At 53.3% G+C, this 15,777-nt stretch carries 14 protein-coding genes; 5 read left to right on the forward strand and 9 right to left on the reverse strand.

Annotated features, from left to right (window positions below; genetic code table 11):
* The 3 genes from sanA to L3068_RS15280 all read left to right on the forward strand — a co-directional run bounded on the left by sanA (position 1) and on the right by L3068_RS15280 (position 1,732).
* Positions 1 to 714, forward strand: a complete 714-nt coding sequence (gene sanA, locus L3068_RS15270) for an outer membrane permeability protein SanA (protein WP_032636024.1) — start codon at positions 1 to 3, stop codon at positions 712 to 714.
* Between the two features lie 296 nt (positions 715 to 1,010).
* Positions 1,011 to 1,298: a hypothetical protein gene (locus tag L3068_RS15275; protein ID WP_047625326.1), complete on the forward strand. Its 288-nt coding sequence runs from the start codon at positions 1,011 to 1,013 to the stop codon at positions 1,296 to 1,298.
* On the forward strand, positions 1,295 to 1,732 hold the full coding sequence (locus tag L3068_RS15280) for a helix-turn-helix transcriptional regulator (RefSeq protein WP_047625327.1): 438 nt from the start codon (positions 1,295 to 1,297) through the stop codon (positions 1,730 to 1,732). Before L3068_RS15275 ends, L3068_RS15280 begins: the two co-directional genes overlap by 4 nt.
* A 39-nt stretch (positions 1,733 to 1,771) precedes the next feature.
* Here the strand turns inward: L3068_RS15280 and mglC are convergent, their stop codons facing one another.
* The 7 genes from mglC to L3068_RS15315 form a co-directional block, all read right to left on the reverse strand.
* Positions 1,772 to 2,782 carry a galactose/methyl galactoside ABC transporter permease MglC gene (gene mglC / locus L3068_RS15285; protein ID WP_013097952.1) on the reverse strand — a complete coding sequence of 337 codons (1,011 nt, stop codon included), beginning with the start codon at positions 2,780 to 2,782 and terminating at the stop codon, positions 1,772 to 1,774.
* 15 nt (positions 2,783 to 2,797) lie between these two features.
* Positions 2,798 to 4,318 carry a galactose/methyl galactoside ABC transporter ATP-binding protein MglA gene (gene mglA, locus L3068_RS15290; RefSeq protein WP_014884563.1) on the reverse strand — a complete coding sequence of 507 codons (1,521 nt, stop codon included), beginning with the start codon at positions 4,316 to 4,318 and terminating at the stop codon, positions 2,798 to 2,800.
* 79 nt (positions 4,319 to 4,397) lie between these two features.
* On the reverse strand, positions 4,398 to 5,396 hold the full coding sequence (mglB, locus tag L3068_RS15295; RefSeq protein WP_014884564.1) for a galactose/glucose ABC transporter substrate-binding protein MglB: 999 nt from the start codon (positions 5,394 to 5,396) through the stop codon (positions 4,398 to 4,400).
* 295 nt (positions 5,397 to 5,691) lie between these two features.
* Positions 5,692 to 6,714: an HTH-type transcriptional regulator GalS gene (gene galS / locus L3068_RS15300; protein ID WP_014884565.1), complete on the reverse strand. Its 1,023-nt coding sequence runs from the start codon at positions 6,712 to 6,714 to the stop codon at positions 5,692 to 5,694.
* A 155-nt stretch (positions 6,715 to 6,869) separates the two neighbouring features.
* Positions 6,870 to 8,027 (reverse strand): DUF418 domain-containing protein YeiB, encoded by a 1,158-nt coding sequence (gene yeiB / locus L3068_RS15305; RefSeq protein WP_117581202.1) that lies wholly within the window; start codon positions 8,025 to 8,027, stop codon positions 6,870 to 6,872.
* A gap of 18 nt (positions 8,028 to 8,045) precedes the next feature.
* Complete coding sequence (folE, locus tag L3068_RS15310; protein ID WP_014884567.1) at positions 8,046 to 8,714, reverse strand: GTP cyclohydrolase I FolE; 669 nt, start codon at positions 8,712 to 8,714, stop codon at positions 8,046 to 8,048.
* Positions 8,715 to 8,816: 102 nt separating this feature from the next.
* Positions 8,817 to 9,965 carry a YbfB/YjiJ family MFS transporter gene (locus tag L3068_RS15315; RefSeq protein WP_117581200.1) on the reverse strand — a complete coding sequence of 383 codons (1,149 nt, stop codon included), beginning with the start codon at positions 9,963 to 9,965 and terminating at the stop codon, positions 8,817 to 8,819.
* Between the two features lie 138 nt (positions 9,966 to 10,103).
* On the opposite strand from L3068_RS15315, the gene fghA reads away from it, so the two are divergent.
* On the forward strand, positions 10,104 to 10,931 hold the full coding sequence (gene fghA, locus L3068_RS15320; RefSeq protein ID WP_045268786.1) for an S-formylglutathione hydrolase: 828 nt from the start codon (positions 10,104 to 10,106) through the stop codon (positions 10,929 to 10,931).
* 259 nt (positions 10,932 to 11,190) lie between these two features.
* Complete coding sequence (locus tag L3068_RS15325; protein WP_214602739.1) at positions 11,191 to 13,176, forward strand: ligand-gated channel protein; 1,986 nt, start codon at positions 11,191 to 11,193, stop codon at positions 13,174 to 13,176.
* 54 nt (positions 13,177 to 13,230) lie between these two features.
* On the opposite strand, the gene lysP is transcribed toward L3068_RS15325, so the two are convergent.
* Both lysP and yieE read right to left on the reverse strand, forming a co-directional pair.
* Positions 13,231 to 14,700 (reverse strand): lysine-specific permease, encoded by a 1,470-nt coding sequence (gene lysP / locus L3068_RS15330; protein ID WP_014884571.1) that lies wholly within the window; start codon positions 14,698 to 14,700, stop codon positions 13,231 to 13,233.
* Between the two features lie 170 nt (positions 14,701 to 14,870).
* On the reverse strand, positions 14,871 to 15,737 hold the full coding sequence (yieE, locus tag L3068_RS15335; protein WP_014884572.1) for a DNA-binding transcriptional regulator YeiE: 867 nt from the start codon (positions 15,735 to 15,737) through the stop codon (positions 14,871 to 14,873).
* Between the last annotated feature and the right edge of the window lie 40 nt (positions 15,738 to 15,777).

Raw genomic sequence — 15,777 nt, forward strand, 5'->3', positions numbered from 1 at the left:
ATGTTAAAGCGCGTTTTTTACAGCCTGTCTGTCCTGGTCGGCATACTGCTGTTGATCGTGCTGGGTCTCGACCGCTGGATGAGCTGGAAAACCGCCCCTTACATCTTTGATGACCTGCAGGACCTGCCCTATCGCCAGGTGGGCGTGGTGCTCGGCACCGCCAAGTATTACCGAACCGGGGTGATCAACCAGTATTATCGTTACCGAATTCAGGGCGCGCTGAACGCTTACAACAGCGGCAAGGTGAACTATCTGCTGTTAAGCGGTGATAACGCGCTGCAAAGCTATAACGAACCGGTGACGATGCGTAAGGACCTGATTGCCGCAGGCGTGGATCCTGCCGACATCGTGCTCGACTACGCAGGCTTCCGCACCCTCGACTCCATCGTGCGCACCCGCAAAGTGTTCGACACCAACGACTTCATCATCATCACCCAGCGTTTCCACTGCGAGCGCGCGCTGTTTATTGCGCTGCATATGGGTATTCAGGCGCAGTGCTACGCGGTGCCGTCGCCTAAAGATATGCTGAGCGTGCGCGTGCGCGAATTTGGCGCGCGCTTTGGCGCATTGGCGGACCTCTACATTTTCAAACGTGAACCGCGCTTTTTAGGCCCGCTGGTGCCGATTCCGGCGATGCATGAAGTACCGGAAGACGCGCAGGGTTACCCGGCTGTGACACCGGAGCAACTGCTTGATCTGCAGAAGAAAAAATAAATTTGCACAATGAGTAATATATTACTCATTAACCTCTCAAAAAATGGATAATGTGAGATATAAGTGGCATTACTTGCCTTAATCACTCCGTATCACTTTTTTTAATGACCACGGAAATCCAGGCTGGCTGCGATTCATCGACGATATCATTCCCGCCGGCGCCAGTCGTCGCTACTGGATAAATGCGCTTGGTATCAGTGAATTACCACTCAGCCAGCAAAATTTTTTATTGCTAAAATTTGGCACAATGTCCCCTGTTGGGAATTTACGCATTAAAGAATCCGTACCGGAATGGAATGAATTCGCAAGCGCTAAAACGTTTACGGTTACGGACGTCATCGAGCGGGCAGCCGACTTTCTGGATTATGCCCAGGAAAGAGGCGCCGCGGCAGGTGGCGCAACCGGAGCTGGCGGAGTGGATTCCCCCTTCGACGTTGCTTAACGCCCTGCATGAGACAGCCGTTCAACTCGTCGACCTACCGGAAAGATTGGCGGCGCGCGGTGTTCCAAAACAGATACTGGAAATGCCTGCAATCGGTTTTCGCTTTATTCCAGACAAACTTTCCCGCTGGGGCTTATTATGAAAACACCCGATAAGACAGAGTCAGAGTTTCTGCAAACATTAGCCCGTATACGCAGCGCAAATGGAAGGAGACATCATGACGACGCAGAGGATCCTGACAAGTTAACGCAGGTAAACAGGCAACGCGTTTCACCAGGCTTAACACGCGTCGATACACGCGATCGTCAGGATCTCTTGCACGCAGCCATTCGGGACATATTGTTGGGTAAAATCACGCAAGGAGAAGCACTGAGGAAACTCAGGGTCGAGGTGTTGGGGCTAAAACAGGATGAATATGCAAAATTAGTCAGCGTATCCCGAAAAACATTGTCAGATGTAGAAAATAACAGAGGCAACTATTCCGCTGACATCATTAACAAAATCTTTAAACCCTTCGGGCTTCAAACCGGGCTGGTGCCCATTTCAAAATCGCTGATAGCCACACTTTTCTCATAAAAAAAAACCCGCATCGCTGCGGGTTTTTCATTGTTGAGCTTACTTCTTACGTGCGTACTTCAGTGAATCCAGCGCAACAGCGAAGATAATAATCGCGCCTTTAATGATGTACTGCCAGTACGGGTTCACACCGATGTAGGTCAGGCCGTAGTTGATCACGGTGAAGATGATCACACCGGTGACCACACCGAGAACGGTACCCACGCCGCCGCTGAAGGAGACGCCGCCGACCACACAGGCTGCAATCGCATCCAGTTCGTACATAAAGCCGAGGTTGTTGGTTGCAGAACCGATACGACCCGCTTCCAGCATCCCACCGAAGGCGTAGAACACCCCGGACAGGGCATAGATCATCAGCAGGTTCAGAGCCACGTTGACGCCGGAGACTTTCGCCGCTTCCGGGTTACCGCCGATAGCAAAGATGTTTTTACCAAAGCGCGTTTTGTTCCACAGGATCCAGACGAACGCCACCGCAATCAGCGCATAGAAGGTGATATACGACAGGCGGAAACTGCCCAGCGCGATAAACCCTTGCGTGAAGGTTGAGAAGCCGCTGTCAAAGCCCGAGATAGGAGACGCGCCCACGAAGTCGTAGTAGAGGGAGTTGATACCGTAAACGATGATCATCGTACCCAGCGTGGTGATAAATGGCGTCACGTTCAGGTAAGCGATGATGATACCGTTGATCAGGCCAATCACCGCGCCGATGGCGCAGACAATCAGGATCACCACGAAAATCGGCATGGTCGCCATTTCCGGGAAGACCTTGTTGGCGTTTTCCATCGACTGCAGCAGGGTTGCCGCAATAACCGCCGCCAGGCCGACCTGACGACCGGCAGAAAGGTCAGTCCCCTGAGTGACGATAAGGCCCGCCACGCCCAGCGCAATGATAATACGCACGGAAGACTGGGTCAGAATGTTACTCAGGTTCAGCAGACTTAAGAACGTAGGGTCCTGGAAAATGATAATGGCCAGCAGGACTAAAAGAACAACGTAAATTCCGCCTTCTTTCAGGTAAGTGAGAAAACTTTTTTTATTTAACGCACTCATGAGGAGCCCCTGATCTTAAAGGTGCAAAGACGCAAGACGCAAAATTTCGTTTTGCGTTGTCGTTTTGGTGTCAACAATACCGGCAACGAGACCATTGCTCATAACCAGAATACGGTCTGTGATCCCTAACAGTTCCGGCATTTCGGAAGAAATAATAATGATCCCTTTATTCTTTTTCGCCAGCTCGGCAATCAGCTGATAAATTTCAAACTTCGCGCCGACGTCAATGCCACGGGTAGGTTCATCCAGCATCAGAATTTCTGGCTGGGTTAATAACCAACGTCCGATAATGACTTTTTGCTGGTTACCCCCCGAAAGCGAACCAATTTGCGTGCGGTGGCCAGGCGTTTTCACGCGCATGGAGTCAATCACCCACTGGGTATCGCTCTTCATGCGGGAGTTATCCAGCAGTCCGACTTTATTTTTGTAATTACGAATATTAGAAATTAACGAGTTAAAGTTAATATCCAGATAAGCATAAATACCCGTCGAACGACGTTCTTCCGTTACCAGCGCAAAACCGTTATTAATGGCTTCGTTGGCATTGTGGTTGTTAATTTTCTTTCCGTGCAGCGTAATGGTGCCCTGGGCCTTCTCACGGATACCAAACAAGGTTTCCACAATGTCGGTACGCTTTGCCCCCACCAGACCGGCAATCCCCAGGATTTCGCCTTTGTGCAGGTCGAAGGAGACATCGCGGATGGACGGCTGACGCAGCGAGGTGAGATTGCGCACTTCAAGAATCACTTCACCCGGCTTGTTCTCTTTGTCCGGGAAGCGCTGGTTAAGGGAGCGGCCAACCATCATGGCGATGATCTTGTCCATATCCAGCCCTTCCAGCGGCTGCGTGGCAATCCACTGGCCGTCGCGCAGGATGGTAATCTCATCGCACAGCTGGAAGATCTCTTCCATTTTGTGAGAGATGTAGACAATGCCGCAGCCGCGTTCTTTCAGCTTACGAATAATGGTAAAAAGGTGATTAACCTCTTTTTCCGTTAATGACGATGTCGGTTCGTCCATGATGACGATTTTCGCATCATAGGAGAACGCTTTGGCAATTTCGATCATCTGCATTTGTGAGACGGATAAGGTTCCCACGCGAGCGCGCGGATCGATATCAATATCCAGCTCATCAAAAATCGCTTTGGTGTCACGATACATTTTGTCCTGATCGACAAAGACACCTTTGGTTGGATAACGCCCCAACCACATGTTATCCATAACGGAACGTTGCAGTACCAGGTTTAATTCCTGGTGAACCATCGAGATACCGTTTTCCAGTGCTTCTTTCGCTGAATGGAAATCGATCTCTTTCCCCTGAAAAAGAATGCTGCCAGAATCTTTTTGATAGATCCCAAAAAGACATTTTAATAATGTTGATTTACCCGCACCGTTCTCCCCCATTAATGCATGAATAGAGTGAGGACGGACTTTTAAATTAACATTATCGAGTGCCTTAACACCGGGAAATGACTTGTTAATACCGTTCATTTCCAACAAGTATTCACCGGTTGACTGAGTAGTTGTGCTGACCATAATTATACCTTGTTGGCCTCGCATATCGCGTTATAAAAGGGCGCAACGAATTGCGCCCAGTGGAGACAGGTTAACTCACTTATTTACCGATAAACTCAGCCAGGTTGGACTGGTCTACGCCCACGTAAGGTACGCGAACGATTTTGTTGTCAATTTTCCAGCTGGTGCCATCTGCCGCGCCTTTACCGTCAGCGAGGTTTTTCGCCAGATCGAAGGTGGCTTTCGCCTGGTTATTGGCATCGTTCAGAACGGTACCGGCCATCGCGCCAGATTTAACCAGCGCCAGCGCTTCTGGCAGGGCATCCACACCGAATACCGGAATGGACGATTTATTGTGGGCTTTCAGCGCTTCTACCGCACCCATTGCCATCGCATCGTTGTTGGCGATAACCACTTCGATTTTGTTCGCGTTAGGGCCGGACAGCCAGGCATCCATCTTATCTTTCGCCTGGGCGGTATCCCACATCGCGGTATCTAATGCCAGCTGCTGGGTTTTCAGGCCCTTATCATTCAGCTCTTTGATAACGTAAGTCGTACGCGCTTCAGCATCCGGGTGACCAGGTTCGCCTTTCAGCAGAACGAACTGGATCTGACCGTCTTTGTTCAGGTCCCAGTTCGGGTTCGCTGCCCAGTGTTTCGCGATCAGATCGCCCTGAATAATGCCGGACTCTTTGGAGTCAGTACCGACGTAATACGCTTTGTCATAGCTATCCAGCGCTTTACGGGAAGGTTCTTTGTTGAAGAAGACGATTGGCACATTCTGGCCGCGCGCTTTTTCAATTACCGTGCCTGCTGCAGCCGGGTCAACCAGGTTGATCGCCAGGGCTTTCACGCCTTTCGCCAGAAGAACGTCGATCTGGTCGTTCTGTTTGGACTGGTCATTCTGGGAGTCATTCATCAGCAGCTGTACGTCTGGCGCTGCTTTCGCATCTTTCTCGATAGCTTTACGTACAACAGACATGAAGTTGTCGTCGTATTTATAAATCGTCACACCAATACGGGTATCCGCAGCGTGCGCTGCTGCACCAAAAAGCATGCTTGCCATTACAGCAGACAGGGTCAACACCTTCTTATTCATGGTATCTCCGGTTTTTTTTATGCAGGGTAGTTCTGGTGAATAACGAGCGGCAGGCAGATGTTAATAAAACGTTACTGACAGCCGACGTTCACTTATAAAATTTCTCTCTTCCGTGGTCGGTAACGCTCCAGAAATGCGTTTTATTCGTTGTTTGCGGCACATTGGCTACTGTTAAAGTGAATAATCACCGTTACATAGCGTTTCAGCTGCTAAAACGCTGACATCATAGTCAGCGCCTTGTTAAGATACTGTGAATTTACTCACAGATTGAAAACGGTTACATCACCTCATGTAATCAGTTAGTGATCGGAGCCACAATTTGCCGCGACGCGACGGAATGCCGACGCACCAGGGTTGGCATGAAGCAATGCGTCGCCCCAGGATCCAGCAGCCCTGCGGCTCCCTGTAACGCCAGTTCAGTAGCCAGTTTTGCCATAGAAGCAATGGGATAGCGCACCGTGGTCAGCTGCGGGTCGGTGTAACGGGCGATCGGAATGTCGTCAAAGCCAATCAACGACAAATGCTGCGGCACCGCAATGCCGTTATCTTTCAGTGCCGTCAGCGCGCCCGCTGCCATGCTGTCGTTATACGCAAACACCGCAGAAAGCTGCAGATTGCGGCCCAGCAACTCCACCATTGCCGCCTCACCGCCCTGCATGTCAGGCGTACCGGTGCCGATCCAGCTCTCTGATGCGGTAATGCCGTGTTCTTTCAGGGCGTTTTGCCAGCCCTCACGCCGGTACGCGTCATCTTCAATTTGATGGCTGGAGGCAAGATAACCGATCCGCTGATGGCCGTTATTGATAAGCATTTTGGTGGCCATCATGGCGCCGCTGACGTTATCCAGCCCAACACAGCGGTGGGCATAGCCCGGCACAATTCGGTTAATCAGCACCATGCCCGGAATCTGTTCCATAAACCCGGCAAGCTCTTCATCACTTAAGGCTTTGGAGTGAACAATCAGGGCGTTACAGCGCTGGCGAATCAGTACTTCGATGGCATGACGCTCTTTCTCCGCCTCATGATAGCTGTTGCCAATCAGCACATATTTTTGATGCTGCTGGGCAACCACATCGACCGCTTTCACCAGCGCACCGAAAAAGGCGTCTGAGACATCCATCACCACCACGCCGATGGTATCGCTGACCTGCGTGGCAAGCGCCTGCGCGTTGGCATTTGGCCGGTATCCGAGCTGGGTCACGGCTTTCATTACGGTTTCACGGGTTTCAGGGCTCACCAGCGCACTGTTGTTCAGCACGCGGGAGACGGTAGCCACAGAAACGCCCGCCAGACGGGCGACATCACGAATGGTGATCATATTCACCATCCTTCAAAGGATTGCAGCAACTCACAGACACCCCCTGTGTTTAGCAAGGTGGCTATTTTGGCAGCGAGAGAAAAGGGACTACGTGAAGAAGCTCACAGTCATGAAAACGCTTACATCCGTTTTGTTAATGATTGTGATCCAGATCGTTATCTGGATGTATTACTCAATGATACCCCTGAAGCATGTGCGGTTAACTGACGCCACACCCACTCCAGCGGCCCCTGACGGAAATAACGCAGCCAGATAACGGAAAACGCCAGATTAACCGCCCAGATCGGAATAACAAACGCCAGCAGCCCGAGGCGGTCGAATTTCATAAACAGGCCAAAGCGATAGAAAATCGTGGTGCATATCAACGTTTGCAGGAGGTAATTGCTTAACGCCATGCGCCCGACGCAGGCGACTGCGCTGATAAGCCACAGGCGAGAAAGCTGCGGCCAGAAGCCATATATTAGTGCCGCGTAGCCGATGGTCTGGAATGGCGCGCTCAGTTCACGCGGTACCTGGAGCAGGAAAGCGCACCAGCGATAATCCCAGTGAATGTGCCACTGTGTCATCACCGCCGGGAGGTTTATCAGCACGCCGAGCAGAACCAGCCCCGCCCCGGTGCGACGATAATGACGCAGGCTGAACTCCCCTTTCAGCCACCCGGTGCGCATCAATGACGCCCCCATCAGCATCATCCCTGCCAGCTGCCAGCCGTATTGCGCCCCCAGCGCAAGAAGGTTATCCCCCAGCATATCCGCCCGGTTGCTAATGGCTTCCGTACCGCCTTTTAGCTTCCAGAACTGCTCGTACTGCAGGTTTGCAGCATCCGGGATCCAGGAACGGTTGGTCGCTTCGCCAGAGATCATCCCCAGCAGCAGCAGCACCCCAAGCCCCATGAGATAGAGCATCACGCCGGTGTTAAACAGGCTTTTAACGCTGTGCGCATCACGAATGAGACGCCAGCAGATAAGCCCGACTAACCCATACGCGAGAAGAATATCGCCGTCCCAGAAGAACAGACCGTGGATAAAACCGAGGATCACCAGAAGGGTTAAGCGCGACTGGATCCAGCGGGTGCCGCGTTTAAGCAGAAGCTGTAGTCCTGCGCCAAACAGCAGGGCAAAGAGCGTGAGGAATTTAACCTGGGCAAACAGATCAAGGATTGCCCAGGTCCAGGCATCGCTTCGGGTGATGTCGCGGTACCAGGCGGGATTGAGATAAGCGGCCTTCGGCAGACCGAAGGCGCTGATATTCAGCAGCAGGATACCCAGTATGGCGACGCCGCGAACAAAATCGAGCGTGACGTTTCGCTCCATGGTCCCTGCCCTGTGAGATTAGTTGTGGTGACGCACGGCGCGCAGGAACTCCTGGCGGGTGTTCTGGCTCGATTTAAACAGACCGCCCAGCGAAGTGGTGGTGGTTGCACTGGTCGCATCACGTACGCCGCGGGCTTTCACGCAGTAGTGAACGGCATCGATGGAGACCGCCACGTTATTGGTGCCCAGCAGCGTTTGCAGGGCAATCAGGATCTGCTGCGTAAGACGCTCCTGAACCTGCGGACGCTGCGCGAAGAACTGCACAATACGGTTGATCTTCGACAGACCAATCACCGTATCTTTCGGAATGTAAGCCACGGTCGCTTTACCGTCGATAGTGACGAAGTGATGTTCGCAGGTGCTGGTCAGCGTTATATCACGTACCGTGACCATCTCGTCCACCTTCATCTTATTTTCAATAACGGTAATTTTCGGGAAGTTGGCGTAATCCAGGCCAGAGAAAATTTCGTCGACGTACATTTTCGCGATGCGCTTAGGCGTCTCCATCAGACTGTCATCGCTCAGATCGAGATTCAGCAGTTGCATGATCTCGGTCATATGCCCGGAAATCAGACTTTTACGGGTTTCATTGTCCATATCCTCAACGGGCGGACGCAATGGCGTTTCGAGACCGCGCGCAAGCAGGGCTTCATGGACCAGGGCAGCTTCTTTACTGAGTGATGACATTTTCTTCTCCTGCAGGTGTGGCGTCTTTCGCCCTCGTTGTGGCAAAAGTATGCGCTCATTGTGCGTGAGGCGACGCACATAATCCAGTATTCACGACGATAATTATTGCAATTGCTGTTGCCTTTCAGCGTGACGATTCCAGACCAGGGCGCCGCCGATGAACAACGCGACGCCCGCCAGCCCCAGCGCAGGCTCCAGCCGGTGGGTTAGCCAGGTCGATAATGCCGACGTCACCGGGCCAATCAACTGCCCGATGGCATACCCGGTGGTGAGCAGTCCCGCCATATAACGCGTGTGGTTCGGTGCCAGCTCTCGGCCGTATAAAAGAGAGAGTTGCACGGCGCAAAGGAACCCGCCACCTACCAGCAGCCCGCCCGTCAGCAAACCGCCGATGCCCGGCAGCAGCCAGGCCGCCAGGACACCCGCGCTCTGAAGCCACAGCACGATAGCCAGCCTGCGGTTAGCCGTGGAGATATGTCGCAAGGCAATGCTGAGCGCAATCCCCACCACAGCGGCGAGACCAAAAATCGGCCAGACAAACTGGGCAAACAGGCTGCCGGGAAAGCGCACGGCGGCCATTTGCGATAAAAAGGTCGCCGGAAGGATATAGCCAAATCCCGCCAGGCTGTAGCTCCAGACCAGGCGCTTTAAATCCGCGGTCAGCCGCAGCGACTCAGGCGCAGTCCCCGGGCGATGAAGCTGACCCGCACGCGGCAGATAGCGTGCCACCAGCGCAATCAACACGAGCGCCAGCACGCCGTAGATCTGCCACGCCGCACCGGCCGAAAGGGATTTCGCCTGAATATAGACCGCGAGCAGGCCGCTCAGGGCGATACCCGCGCCGGGGCCGGCAAACACCGCAGCACTGAGCCCCGGTTTACCCAGTTGCCCCAGCCGCTCGTTGGTCCAGGCGGCAATCAGCACCATTGACCAGCCACTCATGCAGCCGATCGCAAAGCGCAGCAGGCCGTGTATGACGGCGTTATCCGCCGCCGCGGAGAGCAGCGTCAATGCAACCGCACCCGTAATGCCGAGCCAGAGCCGCGTTTCAACAAAGCGGCGCGCGCGCATGGCATCCCATGCTCCCACCAGATAGCCAAGATAATTCATCGCCGCCACCAGGCCTGCGCTGGTGAGCGTGAGTTGCCCGGCGGCAATCATCAGCGGTACCTGAGGCGTAAAGGCAAAGCGCCCTATCCCCATCGCCACCACCAGCACGACAAACCCACTAAGCGCAATACGCAGCGCCATGACCGCTCCAATTGTTAAAGAAAAGTAAATTTATGATGCAGCATCTTTCCGTTCCGCGAAAGTGAAAGTTGCTCACAGGTAAATGAAAACGCTGTATTATGATGCTAATGAATAGCTATTCTCATTAAGGAGCCTTGCATGGAACTGCTCGAAGAGCACCGTTGTTTTGAAGGTCGACAGCAGCGCTGGCGGCACGACTCCACCACGCTGAACTGCGCCATGACGTTCAGTATTTTCCTGCCTCCGGCAGAGAATCCGCCTGTTCTGTTCTGGCTTTCTGGCCTGACCTGCAACGACGAAAACTTCACAACCAAAGCCGGTGCGCAGCGTATTGCGGCCGAGCTGGGTATCGCGCTGGTGATGCCCGATACCAGCCCCCGTGGGGACGATGTGGCGGATGATGCAGGATACGACCTGGGTAAAGGCGCCGGGTTTTACCTGAATGCGACCGAGCAGCCGTGGGCGAGTCATTATCGTATGTATGACTACATCCGTGACGAGCTGCCTGCGCTGATTCAGGCCGAATTCGCGGTAAACGATCGCTGCGCCATCAGCGGACATTCCATGGGCGGACACGGGGCGCTAATCATGGCGCTGAAAAACCCCGGGAAATATACCAGCGTCTCTGCGTTCGCGCCGATTGTTAACCCAACGCAGGTACCGTGGGGACAAAAAGCCTTCACCCACTATCTGGGCAAAGATGAAACGAAATGGCAGGAATGGGACAGCTGTACGCTGATGCTGGCGAGCGACTCAGCGAATGCGATCCCGATGCTTATCGATCAGGGCGATGCGGATCAGTTCCTCGCCGGGCAACTCCAGCCCGCCGTTTTAGCTGAAGCGGCACGTCAGAAGGACTGGCCGCTCACGCTGCGCATTCAGCCAGGATATGACCACAGCTATTACTTTATGGCCTCCTTTATTGAGGATCATCTCCGCTTCCACGCGGCGCATTTGTTCGCGTAATTTTCGCTATTTGCCCGATAGCCTCTCGCCTGTCGGGCTTTTCCCCTTATTGACATAATCCTATCCGCTTGAAACCAGGCTATTTTCTTGCCAACACATCAAACACAAATGATTTCAATTATCATTTGTGTTTACAATTATACATTCTTTTGTACAATTCCAGACTCTTCTCCATCACAAAGAGTTCTTACAAGACAAATACATACAGTTCTCAGGGTTATCCCGATGGAGTTTTTTTCTTTTTATATGGAATGTACAAATGACAATACCACGCGTTAAATTGCTGGCCGCCGCCATTGGCGCCGCCACACTTTCCTCCTTCGTTCACGCAGCCGATCAGGACACCGTTGTCGTCACTGCGACGGGTTTTGAACAAAAAATCCAGAATGCCCCCGCCTCCATCTCGGTGATTTCAAAACAGCAGATTGAAGATAAAGCCTACCGTGATGTCACCGATGCCCTGAAAGACGTCCCGGGCGTCGTCGTTACTGGCGGCGGGAGCAGCAGTGATATCAGTATTCGCGGCATGGCGTCGCAGTACACGCTGTTCCTGGTGAACGGCAAACGCGTGAGTACGCGCAGTACCCGCCCAAACAGCGACAACTCGGGCATTGAACAAGGCTGGCTGCCGCCGCTGGAGTCCATTGAGCGTATCGAGGTTATCCGTGGCCCGATGTCCTCACTTTACGGTTCTGATGCTATGGGTGGAGTCATCAACGTCATTACCAAAAAAGTGTCGAACACCAAGGCCTGGACAGGTTCGTTGCATGGCGATGCAACCTTCCAGGAAAACAATGATTCCGGTGATATCTTTCAGACCAACGCCTACGCTTCAGGTCCCCTGATTGACGGGCTGCTTGGCGCAAAAGTGACGGGGCTTTTGTCACGCCGCGCAGAAGATAAGATTGTAAACGGGTATAACGAGCAGAAAATGCGTAACGGCGGTATTACGTTGAATTTCACGCCGGACGAGCAAAATGATTTCGACCTCGACTTTGCCCGTGAACTTCAGGACAGAAACAGCACGCCGGGGATGTCGAAAGCGACGGAAACCTGCCGTGGAACGACCTGTACGCCAAATATCAAAAGCGAAACCCGCTATGAACATACCACCTACTCATTAACCCACAGCGGTTATTACGACGACTTCAATACCACCAGCTATATCCAACAGGAAGAGACGAATAATCCGGATCGTGAAATGCGCTCGTACAACACCACCTTCAACAACCAGAACCAGATCTTCCTCGCCGATCATACCCTGACTCTCGGCGGGCAATATCGCTATGAGAAACTGCGCGACAACGGCAATCAGCTGGAGGCTGCCGATGGCCTGAACAAACTAACACGCTGGAGTTGGGCACTGTTTGCCGAAGATGAATGGGCAATGACGGAAAGCTTTACGTTAACCGGCGGCCTGCGCATGGACAAAGACCAAAACTATGGTACTAACTGGACGCCACGTGGTTACGGTGTATGGCACCTCGCCGAGCAGTGGACATTGAAAGGCGGGGTTTCTGCGGGCTACCGTGCACCGGACCTGCGTCAGTCGTCTGCCAGCTGGGGGCAGGTAACGGGTGGTGGCCGTCTTGACGGTATCATCGTTGGCAACCCGGACCTGAAACCAGAGAAGAGTCTGAGTGAAGAGATCGCCCTGCTCTGGGATAATAACGACAATCTTAATGCCGGTGTGACGCTGTTCAATACCGACTTCAAAGACAAAATTACTGAAGTTCGCCGCTGTAACAGCAGTTCCGATCCCGCCTGTACGATTGGCGATCACAGCTATGATTTCGTGAGCGACCGCGTCAACGTTGACAAAGCCAACATGCGCGGCGTGGAGTCTACCTTCGGCTGGAAAATCACGCGCGATGTGAACTGGACTGCCAACTACACTTATACGGAATCCGAGCAGAAGAGCGGCCAGTTCTCCGGTAAGCCGTTGAACAAAATGCCAAAACATATGTTCAATACCACCCTGGACTGGCAGGCGACACCAGACGTCGGCTTCTGGAGTCGTCTGAACCTGCGCGGTAAAACGTCTGAGTATCTGAGCCGTACATCAATGTCCCAGGGTACACCGTCCTATACCCAGGTGGATGTGGGTCTGCGCTACAACGCGAACAAAAACCTGCTTGTGACTGCCGGTGTGTATAACGTGCTCGATAAGCAAATTGATTACGATACGTATGACACCGTGCTTGATGGACGTCGTTATACCGTGGGCATGACTTACAGCTTCTAACCGCCCCATAAAAAAGCCCGCTCGAATGAGCGGGCTGAAAGAGAGGAATTGCGGTTATTGTTTAAATCGTTCCGGGAATTCCATTTCACTGTAGCGAACGAAGTGTGTTCCTTTCGTCAGTTTGTAACCAAACCAGATGATCAGGAACAGCGGAATACCAATGTAGGTTGCCGTGACGGCGCCCCAGTCGATAGTATCCGCGAGGAACGCTTCATAGTTCTGGCCCAGCGTAATAATCAGACACAGAATGAAGGCGAAAATTGGCCCCAGCGGGAAGAACCCTGAGCGATACGGCAGGTCGTTCAGATCATGACCTTGCATTACGTAACCGCGACGGAAGCGATAGTGGCTGATGGCAATGCCCAGCCAGGCGATAAAGCCCGTCATCCCGGAGGTGTTAAGCAGCCACAGGTAAACCGTCTGGTTGCCGAACATGGAGGTCAGGAAGCACAGACCGGCAATCACCGTGGTGGCGTACAGAGCGTTACGTGGCACACCACCGCGAGACAGTTTAGCGAAGATGCGCGGCGCTTTACCGTCGCAGGCCAGGGTGTAAAGCATACGGGTGGACGCGTACATACCGGAGTTACCCGCAGACAGCACTGCCGTCAGGATCACCGCATTCATTACCGCCGCCGCAGAGAGCAGTCCCGCGTGCTGGAAGACCAGAGTGAACGGGCTAACGCTGATGTCTTTCACATCGTTACGCAGCAGGCTTGGATCGGTATACGGAATGATCAGGCTGATAATCAGGATCGCGAACACGTAGAACAGCAGGATACGCCAGAAGACCTGACGCACCGCGCGAGGAATGTTCTTCTCTGGGTTTTCAGATTCACCGGCCGCAATACCAATCAGCTCAGTGCCCTGGAAAGAGAAGCCGACAATCATCGCCACGCCAATCATGGCCGAGAACCCACCGGCAAACGGCGCATCGCCTATTGTCCAGTTGCTCCAGCCCGCAGGCTCTGCCCCTTTGAAAATACCAACGATCATCGCCACACCGACGACGATAAAGATGATGACGGTTGCCACTTTGATCAAAGAGAACCAGTATTCCGCTTCACCAAACCCGCGTACGGAGATGTAGTTCAGCAGGAAAATGACGACCAGGAACAACGCGCTCCAGATCCAGCCCGGCGTGTCCGGGAACCACCAGGTCATCACCAGCTGTGCGGCGACGAGGTCAACGGCGATGGTAACAGCCCAGTTGTACCAATAGTTCCAGCCCAGCGCGAAGCCGAAGCCTTCTTCCACGTATTTTTGTCCGTAGGTCGAAAACGAACCGGATACCGGCATGTATGCCGCCAGTTCACCCAGGCTGGTCATCAGGAAGTAGACCATCAGGCCAATCAGGATATAAGAGAATAATGCCCCACCCGGGCCAGCTGCCGAAATCGTTGCGCCAGAGGCAACGAAAAGACCTGTACCGATGGATCCGCCAATGGCGATCATCGTCAGGTGACGCGCCTTGAGTTCACGACGTAGCGTGGGCGCTTCTGTGGTTTTAGTTTCTGAAACCATGTGAAAATGCTGTCCATTCAATAAATGAGGCGCGATTGTAGCAGACGATCGGCGTTCCTTCCGGCAGAAATACTCAGTTATAAGAGAGCTTCATGACGCGGCCAGGATTATAAGTAAAGCATCATTTTTCCCTCCCCCTTTTGGGGAGAGGGCCGGGATGAGGGGCAATTTCACATCTCGCAATAGCGCAGAAAACGCTGCAGCGAACTGGAAAGGTGTTTCTGACGATGATGGATGCACCACAGCGTGCGCACCAGTTTCGGCAATGGAACAGGAATTTCCACCAGCGATCCCGTCTCAAGCTGTTCGGCAATCACGCGTCGGGAAAGGCAGCTGATCCCCAGTCCATGACGCACCGCATGCTTAATCGCCTCCGAGTTCCCCAGCTCCATTCCCAGCTGGAAATGCGGCAAATGAGACAGCAGCAGGTAATCGACAATTTCACGCGTGCCGGAACCCTGCTCGCGCAGGATCCACTGAGCCTGCGCCAGGCGCTCCAGCGTCACCTCGCCCTGTAATAAAGAAGAGGCCGGGGAGGCAAACACCACCAGCTCGTCTTCCAGCCAGGGCTCAGCGATGATATCGACGTTGTGGCACGGACCTTCAATGAGACCGATGTCCACGCGAAAATCGATCACCGCGTTGATGACGTCCTGGCTGTTACCCACGCTCATCTCCAGCGGCAACGAGGGAAAATCCCGGCGATAGCGGGCAATCACTTCCGGCAGGATGTAGTTACCGATGGTACTGCTGGCAAAAACGCGGATCGCGCCGTTGTCTTCGCGGAACAGCTGTTCGATTTCGATAGCCTGCTCCAGCAGAGCCAGCGCGCGCGGGTAAAGCAGGCGGCCATGCTCATTGACCACCAGACGCTTCCCTACCCTGTCGAAAAGCTGAACGCCTAACTGTCCTTCAAGATCGGTCAACGCCGCACTCACGGCAGACTGAGAGAGCGCCAGCATTTGTGACGCCTGAGTCGTAGAGCCGCTCTTCAGCACTTCGGCAAACACTTCCAGCTGACGCAATGTAATGTGCATGGTCACTTACCACTTATATAGATTGATTATAAGTATATAA

The organism is Enterobacter cloacae complex sp. ECL414 (genome assembly GCF_021869685.1).
GTDB lineage: Bacteria > Pseudomonadota > Gammaproteobacteria > Enterobacterales > Enterobacteriaceae > Enterobacter > Enterobacter kobei.